The 15369-nt window shown below is 69.3% G+C and carries 14 protein-coding genes; 10 read left to right on the forward strand and 4 right to left on the reverse strand.

Going from position 1 to position 15369, the window contains the following annotated elements; genetic code table 11:
• Nucleotides 1-13 precede the first annotated feature (13 nt).
• Nucleotides 14-460 carry a hypothetical protein gene (locus BST38_RS17270; RefSeq protein WP_083144578.1) on the forward strand — a complete coding sequence of 149 codons (447 nt, stop codon included), beginning with the start codon at nucleotides 14-16 and terminating at the stop codon, nucleotides 458-460.
• A 3-nt stretch (nucleotides 461-463) separates the two neighbouring features.
• Here BST38_RS17270 and BST38_RS17275 read toward each other — a convergent pair whose 3' ends face one another.
• On the reverse strand, nucleotides 464-1156 hold the full coding sequence (locus tag BST38_RS17275) for a hypothetical protein (RefSeq protein WP_083144579.1): 693 nt from the start codon (nucleotides 1154-1156) through the stop codon (nucleotides 464-466).
• Nucleotides 1157-1197: 41 nt separating this feature from the next.
• On the opposite strand from BST38_RS17275, the gene BST38_RS17280 reads away from it, so the two are divergent.
• The 3 genes from BST38_RS17280 to BST38_RS17290 all read left to right on the forward strand — a co-directional run bounded on the left by BST38_RS17280 (nucleotide 1198) and on the right by BST38_RS17290 (nucleotide 5634).
• Nucleotides 1198-1899, forward strand: a complete 702-nt coding sequence (locus BST38_RS17280; protein ID WP_083144672.1) for an ATP-binding cassette domain-containing protein — start codon at nucleotides 1198-1200, stop codon at nucleotides 1897-1899.
• Nucleotides 1899-3908 (forward strand): YhgE/Pip domain-containing protein, encoded by a 2010-nt coding sequence (locus BST38_RS17285; protein WP_083144580.1) that lies wholly within the window; start codon nucleotides 1899-1901, stop codon nucleotides 3906-3908. The genes BST38_RS17280 and BST38_RS17285 overlap by 1 nt, the downstream gene beginning before the upstream one ends.
• A gap of 343 nt (nucleotides 3909-4251) precedes the next feature.
• Entirely contained in the window at nucleotides 4252-5634 is a 1383-nt protein-coding gene (locus tag BST38_RS17290) for a hypothetical protein (protein WP_083144581.1), read from the forward strand.
• A gap of 62 nt (nucleotides 5635-5696) precedes the next feature.
• On the opposite strand, the gene BST38_RS17295 is transcribed toward BST38_RS17290, so the two are convergent.
• The gene (locus tag BST38_RS17295) at nucleotides 5697-7169 is read right to left on the reverse strand and encodes an acetyl-coenzyme A carboxylase carboxyl transferase subunits beta/alpha (protein ID WP_083144582.1); all 1473 of its coding nucleotides are present in this window, start codon (nucleotides 7167-7169) and stop codon (nucleotides 5697-5699) included.
• 26 nt (nucleotides 7170-7195) lie between these two features.
• On the opposite strand from BST38_RS17295, the gene BST38_RS17300 reads away from it, so the two are divergent.
• From BST38_RS17300 to BST38_RS17325, 6 genes are all read left to right on the forward strand, one after another.
• The gene (locus BST38_RS17300) at nucleotides 7196-7930 is read left to right on the forward strand and encodes an enoyl-CoA hydratase (protein WP_083144583.1); all 735 of its coding nucleotides are present in this window, start codon (nucleotides 7196-7198) and stop codon (nucleotides 7928-7930) included.
• Complete coding sequence (locus BST38_RS17305; protein WP_083144584.1) at nucleotides 7930-9048, forward strand: MBL fold metallo-hydrolase; 1119 nt, start codon at nucleotides 7930-7932, stop codon at nucleotides 9046-9048. Before BST38_RS17300 ends, BST38_RS17305 begins: the two co-directional genes overlap by 1 nt.
• 28 nt (nucleotides 9049-9076) lie before the next feature.
• A complete protein-coding gene (locus BST38_RS17310; RefSeq protein WP_083144674.1) occupies nucleotides 9077-10711 on the forward strand; it encodes a serine hydrolase in 1635 nt (544 codons plus the stop codon).
• 106 nt (nucleotides 10712-10817) lie between these two features.
• Complete coding sequence (locus BST38_RS17315; RefSeq protein WP_083144585.1) at nucleotides 10818-13214, forward strand: cation-translocating P-type ATPase; 2397 nt, start codon at nucleotides 10818-10820, stop codon at nucleotides 13212-13214.
• A gap of 9 nt (nucleotides 13215-13223) precedes the next feature.
• Nucleotides 13224-13520 carry an antitoxin gene (locus tag BST38_RS17320; protein WP_083144586.1) on the forward strand — a complete coding sequence of 99 codons (297 nt, stop codon included), beginning with the start codon at nucleotides 13224-13226 and terminating at the stop codon, nucleotides 13518-13520.
• 4 nt (nucleotides 13521-13524) lie between these two features.
• The gene (locus BST38_RS17325) at nucleotides 13525-13965 is read left to right on the forward strand and encodes a type II toxin-antitoxin system Rv0910 family toxin (protein ID WP_083144588.1); all 441 of its coding nucleotides are present in this window, start codon (nucleotides 13525-13527) and stop codon (nucleotides 13963-13965) included.
• 21 nt (nucleotides 13966-13986) lie between these two features.
• Here BST38_RS17325 and BST38_RS17330 read toward each other — a convergent pair whose 3' ends face one another.
• Nucleotides 13987-14649, reverse strand: a complete 663-nt coding sequence (locus BST38_RS17330; RefSeq protein ID WP_083144589.1) for an NAD(P)H-binding protein — start codon at nucleotides 14647-14649, stop codon at nucleotides 13987-13989.
• A gap of 46 nt (nucleotides 14650-14695) precedes the next feature.
• Nucleotides 14696-15295 (reverse strand): isomerase, encoded by a 600-nt coding sequence (locus BST38_RS17335; RefSeq protein ID WP_083144590.1) that lies wholly within the window; start codon nucleotides 15293-15295, stop codon nucleotides 14696-14698.
• Nucleotides 15296-15369 lie beyond the last annotated feature (74 nt).

The raw sequence follows: 15369 nt of genomic DNA on the forward strand, positions 1-15369 counted from the left end.
ATAATCGGCAGGTGTGGGGACCCCGGCGCTCATCCTGATCGCGGCCGCGACGCTGGCCATCTGTGTCACGCTCGGCGGTGCGCTCTACGAGGTGCTGGTCGTCGACCCGGCCTGGCCGAAGCGCCCCGGCATCATCCAGGCGCACAACGGCGGCATCTCCCGCGTGCGGTTCTGGGTCCCCGCACCGGTGATCTTCGAGGTGCTGCTGGTGCTGACGTTGATCGTCACCTGGGGCACACCCCGGGTCGGCCCCGCGCTGCTGGTGGCGCTGCTCAGCCACGCGGCGATGCGGTTGTGGACGCTGCTCGACCTGCTGCCCAGGGGAGTCGAGTTCGAGCGCAAGGATCCCGCCGACGTCGACGAGGCCGCGGCGGTGCGCTGGACCCGGCGCAACATGGCCCGGATCCCGCTGTTGCTGGTGACCTCGGGCGCGATGCTGGCCGCGCTCGCCGTGGCGTGAGGCTCAGGATTCCAGCTCGCCGAGCATCCGGTTCTCGATGGCTGCCCGCGTCGTCGCGGGCAGCACGACCAGCCCAGCCAGCTCTTTCTGCGCCCGGCCGTACGCGCTCTGCCGCTCCTGCGGCGTCGCGCCGTCGCCGGCGGCGAGCCGCAGCAGATGCTGGGCACGGGCCAGGCGGTCCTGATCTTCGGCCGAGAAGTCGCTGCGACGTTTCCGGATCGCCTCGGTCTCGGCGGCGTCGAACGCGGCGACGTAGTCGCTGACGGCGTCGCGATATGCCACCTGGGCGTCGCGATCGTCGAGGATGTCGTCGATGGTGTTGGGACGCAACAGGTCCGCACGGTTCTTGGCGCGGTGAAAGCCCAGCGTCAGCGGTTCGCGCATGTCCGTCATGGCCGGGAAGTCGAGCAGTTTGGCCACGTCCACCTCGTAGGACAGCCAGCGTCGGTCCGTGGTGTCGTGGCGGTGCAGGACCTTGGTGATCTCCCGCCGGTTCGCTTCCGAACGTGCCTGATTCGTCGCGTTCGCGTTAGCCAGAGCGATCTTCGTCTGCTGTTTGATCCGATACCGCTCCAGACGCCGCTGGGCGCGACGTTCGCTGGCGGCGGCGATTCCCTTCACCGCGCCGGCGATGGTGCCGCCGAACACGAAGACCAGCCACCAGAAGTTCCCCACCAGCTCGAAGAGCGTGTGCACATCCCCAGAATGCCACCGGCGGCGTGTGGTGGGATTGGCTGGTGGCAGACGCAGCAGCTCAGGAACCCGCGATCGCCGCGCGGGCGATCACGATGCGGGGCCCGGCGGGGCCGGTCTACGGCCCGGTCGATCTCGACATCGACGCGGGCGGACTGACGGTCCTGGTCGGTGCTCCCGGCGTGGGCCGCGACGCGTTGCTGCTGACGTTGGCCGGGCGGATGCGGCCCGACACGGGCACGCTGCTCGTCCTCGGCCGGAGCCGGGTTCAGGACATCTTCGACGGCGCCGCGCTGGCCGCGATCGACGGTGTCGACGAGCTCTCCGACACCGCGACGGTCGGGGATCTGATCACCGAGAAGCTGCGCTGGGATGCCCACTGGTACAAGGTGGTTCGGCGGGCCGACGCGCACGCGCTGGCCCGGGTGTGCGGGCCGGTGTTCGGCGATCTGCCGCTGCCGCCGCTGTCGGAGGCCGCCGGGGAGCTCAGCGAGCTCGACGCGATGCTGCTGCGGATCGCGCTGGCGAACACGGGCCGCCCCCCGCTGCTGGTGGTCGGCGACGTCGAACAGGTCGCCACCGACCGCGACCGTGAGCAGCTGGTCGGCCGCCTCGTCGCGCTCGGCGAACACCAGACCGTCGTCACCGCCAGTGCCAACGGCGTGACCACCGCGGGGGTGCGAAACATCCTCGTCGAGGACCACCCTCGGCACGCGGCGGCGGCTCAAGAGGAAGGTGAGGCCTGATGGCACTCGCAGGAATGTCGTTGGGTACCGACATCAAGCGGTACTTCCGGGGCACGCTGCCGCGTATCGCGCTGATCACGGTCATCGTGATGCCGCTGTTGTACGGCGCGATGTACCTGTGGGCGTTCTGGAATCCGTTCGCCGAGGTGAACAAGGTTCCGGTGGCGCTGGTGAACGAGGACCGCGGCGCCTCGGCCCAGGGGCAGGAGCTGCGGGCCGGCGACGAGGTGGCGCAGGCACTGATCGATTCCGGCCAGCTGGATCTGACCGAGATGTCCGCGCAGGACGCTGCCGACGGGGTGGCGCGCGGCGACTACTACTTCTCGATCACGCTGCCGGAGGATTTCAGCGATGCGGTCGGATCCCCGTCGGGCGGTGATCCACGCCGAGCGCAGATCCGGTTCACCTTCAACGACGCCAACAACTACCTGGCGTCCATCATCGGCCAGAACACCTCACGTGAGGTCGTCAACCAGATCAACGCCAAGATCGGCGAGCGCACCGTCGGCACGGTGCTGACCGGGCTGACCGACGCCGGTCGAGGACTCGGCCAGGCCGCCGACGGCGCCCAGCAACTCGCGACAGGCCTGGACGCCGCCGACGACGGAGCCAAGCGGCTCGCCGGTGGCGCGGACACCCTGACCTCGGGCTTGGACAGCGCGAAGACCGGCTCGACCCAATTGGCCGCGGGCACACGGCAACTCGCCGGTTCCGTGGACAAGGCTGTCGGGCCGCTGTTGGACACCCTCGACCGGGTCGGCGGGCTGGGCCTGAACCCCGACGACGTCGCGATCGCCGCACAGCACCTGTCCTCTGCGGTCCGGTCCACCACCGACCGGCTCGCCGCGCTGAACGTCAACAGTGCCCAGGCCGCCGCGATCGTCGACCAGGCCGTCGGGTTCCTGCAGTCCAATCCCGATCCCGCGGTCCGCGACGCCGGGCACGCCCTCGCCGGCGCGCAGCGCCTGCTGCGGGCGCAAGGTATCGACCCCACCACCGACGAGGGGCTGATCCGGCTGCGCGACAGCGCATCCCGATTGGAGAACGAGCTCGGCGATCCCAACAGCAAGCTGCGGGTCTTCCTGACCCGGGCACTCGACGGGGGACTGCGCGCCGATGTCGCGAAACTCCGCGACGGGGTCGACGAGCTGAACGCGGGCGCTCAGCGCCTCAGCGCGGGCCTGGTGCAGTTGGCCGACGGTGGTCGCCAGCTCTCCAGTGGGGCGCACCAACTCGCCGACGGTACGGAGAAGCTGAAGTCCGGCGGGCATGAGCTGGCCACCAAACTGCGCGAGGGCAGCACCCAGGTCCCCTCGTGGACACCACAGCAGCGCACCGAGGTCGCTCAGACGTTGGCGGCTCCGGTGACCGCCGACCTGGTGACCCACAACCCCGCACCTACCTTCGGTACCGGCTTCGCCCCGTTCTTCATGCCGCTGGCGCTGTTCATCGGTGCGTTGATCGTGTGGATGTTGCTCTCGCCGTTGCAGTCCCGGCCGATCGTCAACGGCTTGGGTGCGTTGCGGGTGGTGCTGGCGTCCTACTGGCCCGGGCTGCTGATCGTGGTCTGCCAGGTCGTGGTGATGTACGCGGTGGTGCACTTCGGCGTCGGACTGCAGGCTGATCACCCGCTGGGGACGGTCGGGTTCCTGGTCCTGATCGGCGCGGCGTTCCTGGCGCTGATCCAGGCTTTCAACGCGCTCTTCGGGGTCGCGGTCGGCCGGGTGGTGACGCTGGCGTTCCTGATGCTTCAACTGGTATCGGCGGGCGGCATCTATCCGGTCGAGACGACCGCGAAACCGTTCCAGATCATCCACCCGTTCGACCCGATGACCTACGCGGTCAATGGGCTGCGTCAGCTCACCGTCGGGGGCATCGACTCCCGGCTGTGGATCGCGATCGCGGTGCTGACGGGGTTGACCGCAGCTTCGATGGCCGCCAGTGCGTGGGCGGCCCGACGCAACCGCCGGTACACGATGGACCGATTGCGGCCACCGATCGAGGTCTGACGCTTCCTGCGCTCGCGACTTTGCTGCGGCCGTGGCACCCGTCGCTGTGGCGTATCTCGAGGCTCGATCGGCCCGTGTGTCGACGGCGCCGGGCGTGATCGGCTGCTTTGGCGTTCAGCTAACTATTTTTGTGTCCGGCGGAACCTCCGGAGGTCGCGCGCGTTCTTGGCCATAGTGAGATTTGCCATGTCAACCGCATGAATGTCGGTACCGTCAAATTTGAGAAGTCGGTATAGACCAAAAACTTACTCACTAGTCAGAAAATGCTTGAAAACGCGAGCAGTGAAACTTACTTCGGAGTAATGTCCCGGTGGCCTTGATCAGTTCGACAAATGGGAGCCATATGTACACCACCCTCCGCCCCTACGCGACCGCCGGTATCGCGTTGCTCGGCGCGAGTGCCATCGCGGTAGCCCCCGTGGTGGCGACCCCCCAGCTGGCCGACGTCCGAGTGGCAGCGCCTGACGTGCACCTCAGCGCCGCCATCGATCCGCTGACGCCGCTGCTCAACCTCTTCAACAACTCGGAGGTGAACTTCGCAGGTCTGGTCAATGCGTGGTTGGAGGCGCCGGCGCCGATCCTGCAGCAGATCATCGCCAACCAGATCAGCTACGTCGGCCAACTCCCCGACATCGGCGCGATTCTCGCCGAGATGGGAACGAACGCGCGTGCCGCGCTGGGGGCACCGTTCGCCGAGGACCTGAGCTCGATGAATCCCGACCACGCCGCCATCTACGAGCTGATCCTGCACGGGATCCCCGGCGCCATCGAGCCGGCGCCGCCGCAGTTGGTGCCGCTGCTGAAGTTCACCACGACCTATCTCAGCGGCGTGCTGGTAGGGCTGGCAGGCCTGGTGATGAATCCGGTGCTCGCGCTGGGCGGCGGTATCCACTCCGTCTTCCAGAGCCTGGTCGGTGAGGACGCGGACCTCGGCGCCGCGATCAACACCCTGATCAATCTTCCCACCGCAGTGGCCGACGCGTTCCTCAACGGCGGTCAGTCGATGGTCATCACGCCGCTGCTGACGGCACTGGGCCTGGATCTCCCGATCCCGGGCATGGAGGTCGAGCTGGCCTTCGGTGGTCTGCTCAGCCCGGGCGGCTCGATGTTCAACAGCCTCAACCTCGTCTTCGGCCCCGGCGACGTAGTCCCGGGCCAGGGCGCGGGTCTGATCGGCTCGCTGATCGCGCTGACGAAGACCATCGCGAAGGCCATCGGATGGGACGGGCAGGGCAATCCGCTGGCCCCGTCAACGGAGCCCGCGTTGCGCGAGGCGACCGATACGTCGCTGCTGGCCTCGGCGACCGTCACCCTCGACACCGCGGCCGGGACCGCGCCGGACGCCACAGCCGGCGCCGGGGGTCTGGCCTCGACGGGTGGCGTCGATCCCGAATTCGCCGTCGTGCCGGCGGTTTCGGAGGTCGACGACGAGGACGGTGACACCGCCACCGGCGACGGCGACGGTGTCGGGGCGGTCGAGGAGGAGACCTCGGTGGACGACGACACGATCGCCGAGGATGAGACCGCTGAGGACGAGGCGGCCGACGACGAGGCCGCTGAGGACGAGGCGGCCGACGACGAGGCTGCTGAGGACGAGGCGGCTGACGACAAGACCGGTGCGGACACCGATCAGGCCGGGGACGCCGCTGACTCGGCCGGCGGCGACGACGGCGCATCGTCGGCAGAGGGTTCGGGCGCGGGCTCGGACAGCTCGGATTCCGAGTAGTCACAGGTGATTTCGGCGTGGTTCCCGTCGCTGGGCGACGGGGGCCACGCCGAAATCTTGTGTCAGGGTAGGCCGATGCGGCGGTAGCGCTCCAGGCGCGCGGCCAGCCGCTCCTCGCGGGGCGTCGAGCGTAACCGGTGCAGTTCCCCGGCGATGGTGGCCGACAGCCGGCCGACGAAGGCGCGGGGCTCGTCGGCGGCATCGGGATGCTCGGGGACCACGACGTCGACGATGCCGTCGCGGAGCAGGTCGACCGACCGAATGCCTTGCGCTGCAGCAAGTTCCGGGGCGTGCGCGACATCGCGGAAGACGATCGCACTGGCGCCCTCGGGTGGCAGCGGCGCCAGCCAGCCGTGCAGGGCGGCCAGCACGCGGTCGGCGGGCACCATCGCCAGTGCCGGGCCCCCGCTGCCCTGACCGAGCAGCACCGACACGGTCGGGGTGTCGAGCATGACGAGTTCGGCCAGGCAGCGCGCGATCTCGCCGGCGAGCCCATCCTCCTCGGCCTCGACCGACAGCGCGGGACCGGCGGTATCGATGATCAGCACCAACGGCAGTCGCAGGCTTGCCGCCAGCGCCATCCCGCGGCGTGCCTCGCGCAGCGCGGCCGGGCCCACCAGTCCGCCGACCACCCGCTGCTGGCCGAGTACCACCGCGGGCTGACCGCCGAAGCGGGCCAGCGCCAGCATCATCGTCGCCGACTCGCCCTGTCCGGTCCCCGACAGCAGCACCCGGTCGGTGGCGCCGTGGCGCAGCAGGAATCCGACCCCGGGGCGGTCGGGTCGCCGCGAGATCTCCACCGAGTCCCACGCGGGGATGTCGGGAAGGACCTCGGGGGCAGGTACGGCGGGCGGCTCACCGGGTGGGTCTGCCACCACCGTCAGCGTGCGGTCGATCGTGGCGCGCAGCACCTCCAGGGACACCACCGCGTCGACGACGCCGTGGCGCTGCAGGTTCTCCGCGGTCTGGACGCCGGACGGGAACGGCTCACCGTAGAGGTGCTCGTAGACGCGCGGCCCGAGGAACCCGATCAACGCGCCCGGCTCGGCCGCGGTGACATGCCCGAGCGATCCCCACGACGCGAACACCCCGCCGGTGGTCGGGTGACGCAGATACACCAGGTACGGCAGGTGCGCCTTCTTGTGCAGCTCGACGGCGGCGGCGATCTTGACCATCTGCAGGAACGCGACGGTGCCTTCCTGCATCCGGGTGCCGCCCGAACTCGGCGACGCCAGCAGCGGCAGCCCCTCGGCCGTCGCGCGCTGCACCGCGGAGGTGATCCGCTCGGCGGCGGCGACCCCGATCGATCCGGCCAGGAAGTCGAACTCGCAGGCCACCAGCGCGACGCGGCGGCCGACGACCCTGCCCTCCCCGGTCACGACGGACTCGTCGAGGCCGGTGGCCTCGGCCGCGGCGGCCAGTTCGGCGCGGTACTCGGCGGGCGTCACGACCGGCACCGGGGCCGAGTCCCAGCTGACGAAGGAGCCCTCGTCGAGGACGGCGTCGCGCAGGGCGAGGGCTCCGATCCGGCTCATTCGAGAAGGCTAACTACTCTGGGCCCATGATTGGAGTGACCCGAGACGGCCACGTGCTGACGTTGGAGTTGCATCGCCCCGAGCGTCGGAACGCGCTCAACGTCGAGATCGTGGAAGGTCTGCGCGAAGCGATCGAGAAAGCCGCCACCGAGGATGTCCGTGCGATCGTCCTGACCGGGGCGGGACACGTGTTCAGCTCGGGGGCCGACCTGTCCGGTGGCCAGGGCGTCGCGGATGAGTTGCCCGAGAAGGCCAAGGCCCTGAATGTGGCGATCGACCGGGCGCCGGTCCCGGTGATCGGCGCGATCAACGGTCCGGCGATCGGCGCCGGGGTGATCCTGTCGATGATCTGCGACCTGCGGGTGGTCGCCCCGGAAGCGTACTTCCAGTTCCCGGTCGCGAAATACGGCATCGCGCTGGACAACTGGAGCATCCGGCGGCTGACGTCGCTGGTCGGCGCCGGCCGGGCCCGCGGCATGCTGCTGGCCGCCGAACGGCTGACCGCCGACGTCGCGCTACAGACCGGCATGGCGAACAGGATCGGTACGCTGGCCGACGCGCAGGCCTGGGCGCAGGAGATCGCCGGCTTCGCGCCGCTGGCGCTGCAGCACGCCAAGCGGGTGCTCAACGATGACGGCGCCTACGAGGAACCCTGGCCCACCCACAAAGAGCTGTACGACCGGGCGTGGAGCAGCCACGACATCATCGAGGCGCAGGTGGCGCGCATCGAGAAGCGCCCGCCGAAGTTCAAGGGCGCCTGATGGTGGTGCGGTCGGCTCTGCGTTACGGATTCGGGACGGCGTCGCTGTTCGCCGGCGGATGGGTGCTTCGGGCTCTGCAGGGCACACCGGCCGCGCTGGGGGCGACGCCCGCCGAGATCGCGCCCGTGGCGCGGCGCTCACCGCATTACAAGGACGGCAAGTTCGTCAACCTGGAGGCGTCGTCGTCCGGGCTGCCGATGGACCGGGAACTGCAGCGCAAGCTGCTGCGCGACCTGGCCAACGCCGGATCGGCCGGTAAGCCGCCCGGACCGATCCCGCTCAAGGATCCGCCGACGCCCGAACCGGCCGCCGCCGACGCCGCGGCCAGCTGGTACGGCCATTCCAGCGCGCTGATCGAGGTCGACGGCTACCGGGTGCTGGTGGATCCGGTGTGGAGCCAGCGGTGCTCCCCCTCGCGCACCGTCGGACCGCAGCGCATGCACGAGGTGCCGGTGCAGCTGGAGGCGCTTCCCGCCGTCGACGCGGTGGTGATCAGCCACGACCACTACGACCACCTCGACATCGACACGATCATCGCGCTGACCCACACTCAGCGGGCGCCGTTCGTGGTGCCGCTCGGCATCGGCGCGCACCTGCGCAGATGGGGGATCCCGGCGGGCCGGATCGTCGAACTGGACTGGCACGAGGGCCATCGGATCGGTGACCTGACGGTGATCTGCACGCCCGCCCGGCACTTCTCCGGGCGGCTGTTCTCCCGCGACACCACGCTGTGGGCGTCCTGGGTGATCGCCGGGCCGTCCCACAAGGCGTTCTTCGGCGGCGACACCGGCTACACCAAGAGCTTCGCCGACATCGGCGCCGAACACGGTCCGTTCGACCTGACCCTGATGCCGATCGGGGCGTACCACCCGGCGTTCGCCGACATCCACATGAACCCCGAAGAGGCGGTCCGCGCGCACCTCGACCTCACCGACCCGCAGAACAGCGTGCTGGTGCCGGTGCATTGGGCGACGTTCCGGCTCGCGCCGCACCCGTGGGCCGAACCGGTCGAACGACTGGTGGCAGCCGCCGAACTCGACGAGGTGCGGTTGGCGGTGCCGATCCCCGGTGAGCGCGTGGTACCCGGCTCGACATTCGAGCCGTGGTGGCGGCTGTAAACCCGGGCGACCCAGTACCGTGCTGATCATGAAAAGACCGGGGCTGGTCGGCTCCTCGCGCAAGCGCTCGTCGGGTGTTCGGTTCAGCGCGCTCGTCGCCGCCGTCGCACTGCTGGCCGGATGCACGGCGGGCGGCGACGCACCCGCCCCCACCAGCACCGCGGCGCCCGACCGGGCCCTCTCGGACGTCCCGCCCCCTCTGGTTCCGGCGCTGCCGCTGCCCGAGAACGCCGTCGCCGACGCGGTCGCGAAGCTGGACGGACTGGCCGAGGAGCTGATGGCGAAGTCCGGTATCCCCGGCCTGGCGGTGGCCGTCGTGCACGGCGGAGAGACGGTGTACGCCAAGGGTTTCGGAGTCAAGAACAACACCCTGTCGGACGGCCCGGACAACAAGGTCGACGCCGACACCGTGTTCCAGCTCGCGTCGCTGTCCAAACCGCTCAGCGCGACGGTGGTGGCGGCCTTGGTCGGACGCGGTGACGTCGGCTGGGACACCCCGATCGTGTCCCGGCTGCCGTGGTTCGCGCTCTCCGATCCCGCGGTCACTCCGATGGTCACGGTCGGCGACATGTTCTCGCACCGGTCCGGGCTGCCCGACCACGCCGGAGACCTGCTCGAAGACCTCGGATACGACCGGCGTCAGGTGCTGGAACGGATGCGCGACCTGCCGCTGGGCCCGTTCCGGACCTCCTACGCGTACACCAATTTCGGGTTGACGGCGGGCGCCGAGGCGGTCGCGGCCGGGATGGGGAAGAGCTGGGAGGACCTGGCCGCGGAGACGCTGCTGCGCCCGTTGGGCATGGAGGCGACCAGCTATCAGTTCGCCGACTACGCCGGTCGCCGGGACCGGGCGGTCGGGCACATCCGCATCGACGACGGATACCAGCCGCGCTACGTCCGCGACGCGCAGGCACAGTCGCCGGCAGGCGGGGCCAGTTCGTCGGTCAACGACATGACCCGGTGGATGGCGATGGTGCTCGCGCAGGGCAATCACGCCGGCAACCAGTTGATCGACCCGAACGCGCTGCTGCCCGCGATCACCCCGCAGATGCCGTCGTCGCGGGCCACCGAGCCGGCGATGCGGACCGGCTTCTACGGTTTCGGCTTCAACGTGGACACCACTTCTGCCGCGCGCACCCAGCTGAGCCACTCCGGGGCGTTCGAACTCGGCGCGGCCACCAACGTGCTGATCCTGCCCTCGGCAGACGTCGCGATCGTCGCGCTGACCAACGCGACCCCGACCGGCATCCCGGAGACACTCACCGCGCAGTTCGCCGACCTCGTCCAGTTCGGCGAGATCCGCCAGGACTGGTATGCCCTGTACGACAAGGCTTTCGCGGACATGAGCAAGCCACTCGGATCGCTGGTCGGGCAGCAGCGCCCCGCCGACGCACAGACCCACGGCCCGCTGGACGCCTACACCGGGGTCTACCAGAACGCGTACTGGGGACCGGCGACGGTCACCGAACGTGACGGCGCCCTGGAGCTGGCCCTGGGGCCGCGCGGCGTATTCGACCTGCAGCCGTGGAACGACAACGTCTTCACGTTCGCGATCTCTTCCGAGAACGCGCCTCCCGGAACGGTTTCGGCGGCCACGTTCGAGGGCGGCGCGCTGCGGCTGGAGTACTTCGACGAGGAGGGCAACGGGGTGTTCGTCAAATGAGTGCCGCTCCGGCACCGAAATCCACCTTTTGCAGACGAAGTGCGAGTAACCGTCTGCAAAAGGTGGATTTCGGGACGATCGATCCGCCACCGGCCGGACGATCACGATGAGCGCGCCCGGCGACACCCGGATCACCGGGCTCTCCGACGACGAGGTCGCCGCCCGCGTCGCGGAGGGCAAGACCAACGACGTCCCGACCCGTGCCGCCCGCAGCGTCTCGGAGATCGTCAGGGGCAACGTCTTCACCCGCATCAACGCGATACTCGGCGTGCTGTTCGTGATCGTGCTGTCGACCGGGTCGGTGATCAACGGCGCGTTCGGTCTGCTGATCATCGCCAACAGCGCGATCGGCATCATCCAGGAGCTGCGCGCCAAGCGCACACTGGACAAGCTCGCCATCGTCGGACAGGCGAAACCGCTGGTTCGCAGGCAATCCGGGACACAGCCGCGCCCGCCCAGCGAGGTCGTGCTCGACGACATCATCGAATTGGGTCCCGGCGACCAGATCGTCGTCGACGGCGTGATCCTGGAGGAGGCCAACCTCGAGGTCGACGAATCGCTGCTGACCGGTGAGGCCGATGCGATCGCCAAGGACGCCGGCGACCACGTGATGTCGGGCAGTTTCGTCGTCGCGGGCACCGGTGCCTACCGCGCCACCAAGGTGGGCCGGGAAGCGTACGCGGCCAAGCTCGCCGAGGAGGCCAGCAAGTTCACGCTGGTGAAATCCGAACTGCGCAACGGGATCAACCAGATCCTGCGCTTCATCACCTATCTTCTGGTGCCCGCCGGCGCGCTGATCATCTACACCCAGCTGTTCACCACCGGCATGGGCTGGCGGGATTCGGTGCTGCGGATGGTCGGGGCGCTGGTGCCGATGGTCCCCGAAGGTCTGGTGCTGATGACCTCGATCGCGTTCGCGGTCGGCGTGATCCGGTTGGGTCGCCGGCAATGTCTGGTCAACGAGTTGCCCGCCATCGAAGGGCTGGCGCGGGTCGACGTGGTGTGCGCGGACAAGACCGGGACGCTGACCGAGAACGGCATGCGGGTCAGCGATGTGAAGAAGCTCGACGGAGCCGACGTGGCCGATGTGCTGGCGCAGTTGGCCGCCGACGATCCCCGGCCCAACGCGAGCATGGCCGCGATCGCCGAGGCCTACGCGATGGCACCGGGCTGGACCGCGACGGCCACCGCACCGTTCAAGTCGGCGACCAAGTGGAGCGGAACGTCCTATGCCGGACACGGCAACTGGGTGATCGGCGCCCCCGACGTGCTGCTCGATCCGGGCTCCCCGGCGGCCGAGGAGGCCGAACAGATCGGCGCGCAGGGCCTGCGGGTGCTGCTGCTGGGGTCCAGCGACCGGTCGGTCGACGCGCCCGACGCCCCCGGCGTGGTCACCCCGGCGGCGCTCGTGGTGCTGGAGCAGCGGGTCCGGCCCGACGCCCGCCACACTTTGGAATACTTTGCCTCACAGCACGTGTCGATCAAGGTGATCTCCGGGGACAACGCCGTGTCGGTGGGGGCGGTGGCAGGATCGCTCGGGTTGCAGGGCGAGACGATGGACGCCCGCAACCTGCCGGACCAGCCGGAGGCGCTGGCCGACACGCTGGAGGAGTGCACGACGTTCGGCCGGGTGCGGCCCGACCAGAAACGCGCGATGGTGCACGCGCTGCAGTCCCACGGGCACACGGTGGCGATGACCGGCGACGGCGTCAACGACGTGCTCGCGCTCAAGGACGCCGATATCGGCGTCGCGATGGGGTCGGGCAGCTCCGCGTCCCGCGCGGTTGCGCAGATCGTGTTGCTGGACAACAAGTTCGCCACCCTGCCGTATGTCGTCGGCGAGGGTCGCCGGGTGATCGGCAACATCGAACGCGTCTCGAACCTGTTCCTGACCAAGACCGTCTACTCCGTGCTGCTGGCCGTGCTGGTCGGGTTGGCCGGTCTGTCGTCGGAGATCTTCGACACCGATCCGCTGCTGTTCCCGTTCCAGCCGATCCACGTCACGATCGCGGCGTGGTTCACCATCGGCATCCCGGCGTTCATCCTGTCGCTGGCGCCGAACAACGAGCGCGCCCATCCCGGGTTCGTGCGCCGCGTGATGACGTCGGCGCTGCCGTCCGGGCTCGTCGTCGGGATCGCGACGTTCACGTCCTACCTGCTGGCCTACCAGGGCCGGGCGGCCAGCGAGATCGAGCAGACGCAGGCGTCGACGGCGGCGCTGATCACGCTGCTGGTGTCGGCGATCTGGGTGCTGGCGGTGGTCGCGCGGCCGTACGAATGGTGGCGGGTGCTGCTCGTGGCGGTGTCGGCACTGGCCTACGTTGCGATCTTCAGCATCCCGTTCGCCAGGGAGCTGTTCATCCTCGATCCGTCGAATGCGACGACGACCTCCACGGCCCTGGCCATCGGCGTCGCCGGGGCCGCCGCGATCGAGGTGATCTGGTGGGTTCAGGGCCGTGTACTGGGCGAACGCCGCAGATTGTGGCGCGCCGCCGATGGGTAAAGTTCCTTCATGGGATTTTTGGATAAGGCCAAGGCTCTTCTGTCGAAGAACGCCGACAAGGTCGACACGGTGATCGACAAGGCCGGCGATCTCGTCGACAAGAAGACCCAGGGTAAGTACGCGTCCACCGTCGACAAAGTGCAGGACGCCGCCAGGAAGGCGGTGGCCGACAAGGCCGATCCGGGGGCGGGCCAGGGGCAGGTACGGCCACCCGAGGGGCAGGTACCGCCACCGCCACCGCCGCCGCCGCCGGCGTCGCCGCCCCCGCCTCCGCAGCAGCCCCCGGCCGCACCGCCGACGTCGTAGGCCGATGGCGAAACTCTCGGTTTCGGTCGACGTGCCGCTGCCGCCGGAGAAGGCGTGGGACGCGGCCTCGGATCTGTCCCGGTACAAGGAGTGGCTGTCCATCCACCGGGTGTGGCGGTCGAAGCTGCCCGAGGTCATCGAGAAGGGCACGCAGCTCGACTCCATCGTCGAGGTCAAGGGCATGCCGAACCGGATGCACTGGACGGTCGTGCACTTCCGGCCGCCGGAGGCGATGACGCTCAACGGTGACGGCAAGGGTGGCGTCAAGGTCAAGCTGATGGGCAAGATCAAGCCCAGCGCGAAGGAGCCGGACTCCTCGCTCGTCACCTTCGACATCCACCTGGGCGGGCCCGCGCTGTTCGGCCCGATCGGGATGGTGGTCGCCGGTGCGCTCAAGGGGGACATCCAGGAGTCGCTGAACCGGTTCAAGACTGTGTTCGGCTGACGCGGAACGGACCCGGGGCGCTCAGCTCGTCAGCGACGCGACGGCGGCCTCGATGTCGGTGTCGCCGGAGATCAGTTCGAACGTCTTGCCCGCGGTGTCGGGTGCATCGAGCACCGCGACGAGTACGGCGGCCACGTCGGCGCGCGGGATCTTGCCGCGCCCGGTGCTCTCGGCGATCGTCACCTTTCCGGTGGCCGGGTCGTCGGTGAGCTGTCCCGGACGCACGATCGTGCTCAGAAGTGCTGTGCGGGAACGGATCAAGTCGTCGGCGGCCCCTTTGGCCCGCAGGTAGGCGACGAAGACCTCGTCGGCGGCGTCGTCGGGGGTGTTCGCATCGGCGCCCATCGCGGAGATCATCACGTATCGCGGCACGCCGGCGGCCTCGGCGGCATCGGCCAGCAGGATCGCCGCGTCGCGGTCGACGGTCTCCTTGCGGGCAGCGCCACTGCCCGGGCCGGCGCCGGCGGCGAAGATCACCGCGTCGGCGCCGCGCAGATGGGACGACACCACCCCGTTGGTGGTGTTCTCCAGGTCGACGACGATCGGTTCGGCGCCGGCGCCCCGCAGATCGTCCTGATGGTCGGGGTTGCGGATGAAACCGGCGAGCGAGTCACCCCGCGCCGACAGCAGTTTCGCCGTGATCAGCGCGATCTTGCCGTGCCCGCCGGCGATGACGACCCGCATGTCCTACCTCCGAGGTGAGGGACGGCCCGGTGCCGCCGCGACCTCTTCAACGTACCCACTTCGGCGCATCGGACTCGTCCCGCCGAAATCGGCGCCGGGCCAGCTTGCCGAATTCCACCGCCGAGCGGCGCACGGATTCGATTTCCAGCGATACCAGCAGGGTGTCCACCATCGCGAACGGCAGCGTGGTGGCGACCGCGCCGCGGCCGTACTCCAGATGCCAGGAACCGGGGTGGATCGTCAGACCGCGTGCGTGGCCGCGTTCCAGGCAGGTGTGTCCGCCCGGTAGTAGCGGGGGCAGCGGGGTGGTGGCGTCGGACTCCACATCGTAGGAGTCGATCCGCCCTGCCAGCAGGAACTTGTGGATGTCGATGTGTTTGTAGCGCCCGGAGAAGCCCTGGGTGCCGGTCGGGGATCCGAAGATGACCAGGTATTCGCGCGGGCTGAAGTACAGGAACCGCACCTTGCCCAGCACCCCGCCGGCCTTGCTGGCCACCCACCGGCCGGGTGTCGGATCGATCAGCCCGGGATAGTGCTCGGCGAGCGATTCGATTGTGCGGGTGATCAGTTCACCGTTGTACAGCGGCCGTCCCACCGCACCCTTGGTCACCTGGTGCAGCACGACGGGGTCGATTCGGTAGGTCATCGGTCGAACTCCACGGGCAGGGTTGTGGTCGCGGGTGGCCCCACATCGAACACGACGCGGTGCAGTGCCGGTTC

Source organism: Mycolicibacterium parafortuitum (assembly GCF_002086815.1).
Lineage (GTDB): Bacteria > Actinomycetota > Actinomycetes > Mycobacteriales > Mycobacteriaceae > Mycobacterium > Mycobacterium parafortuitum.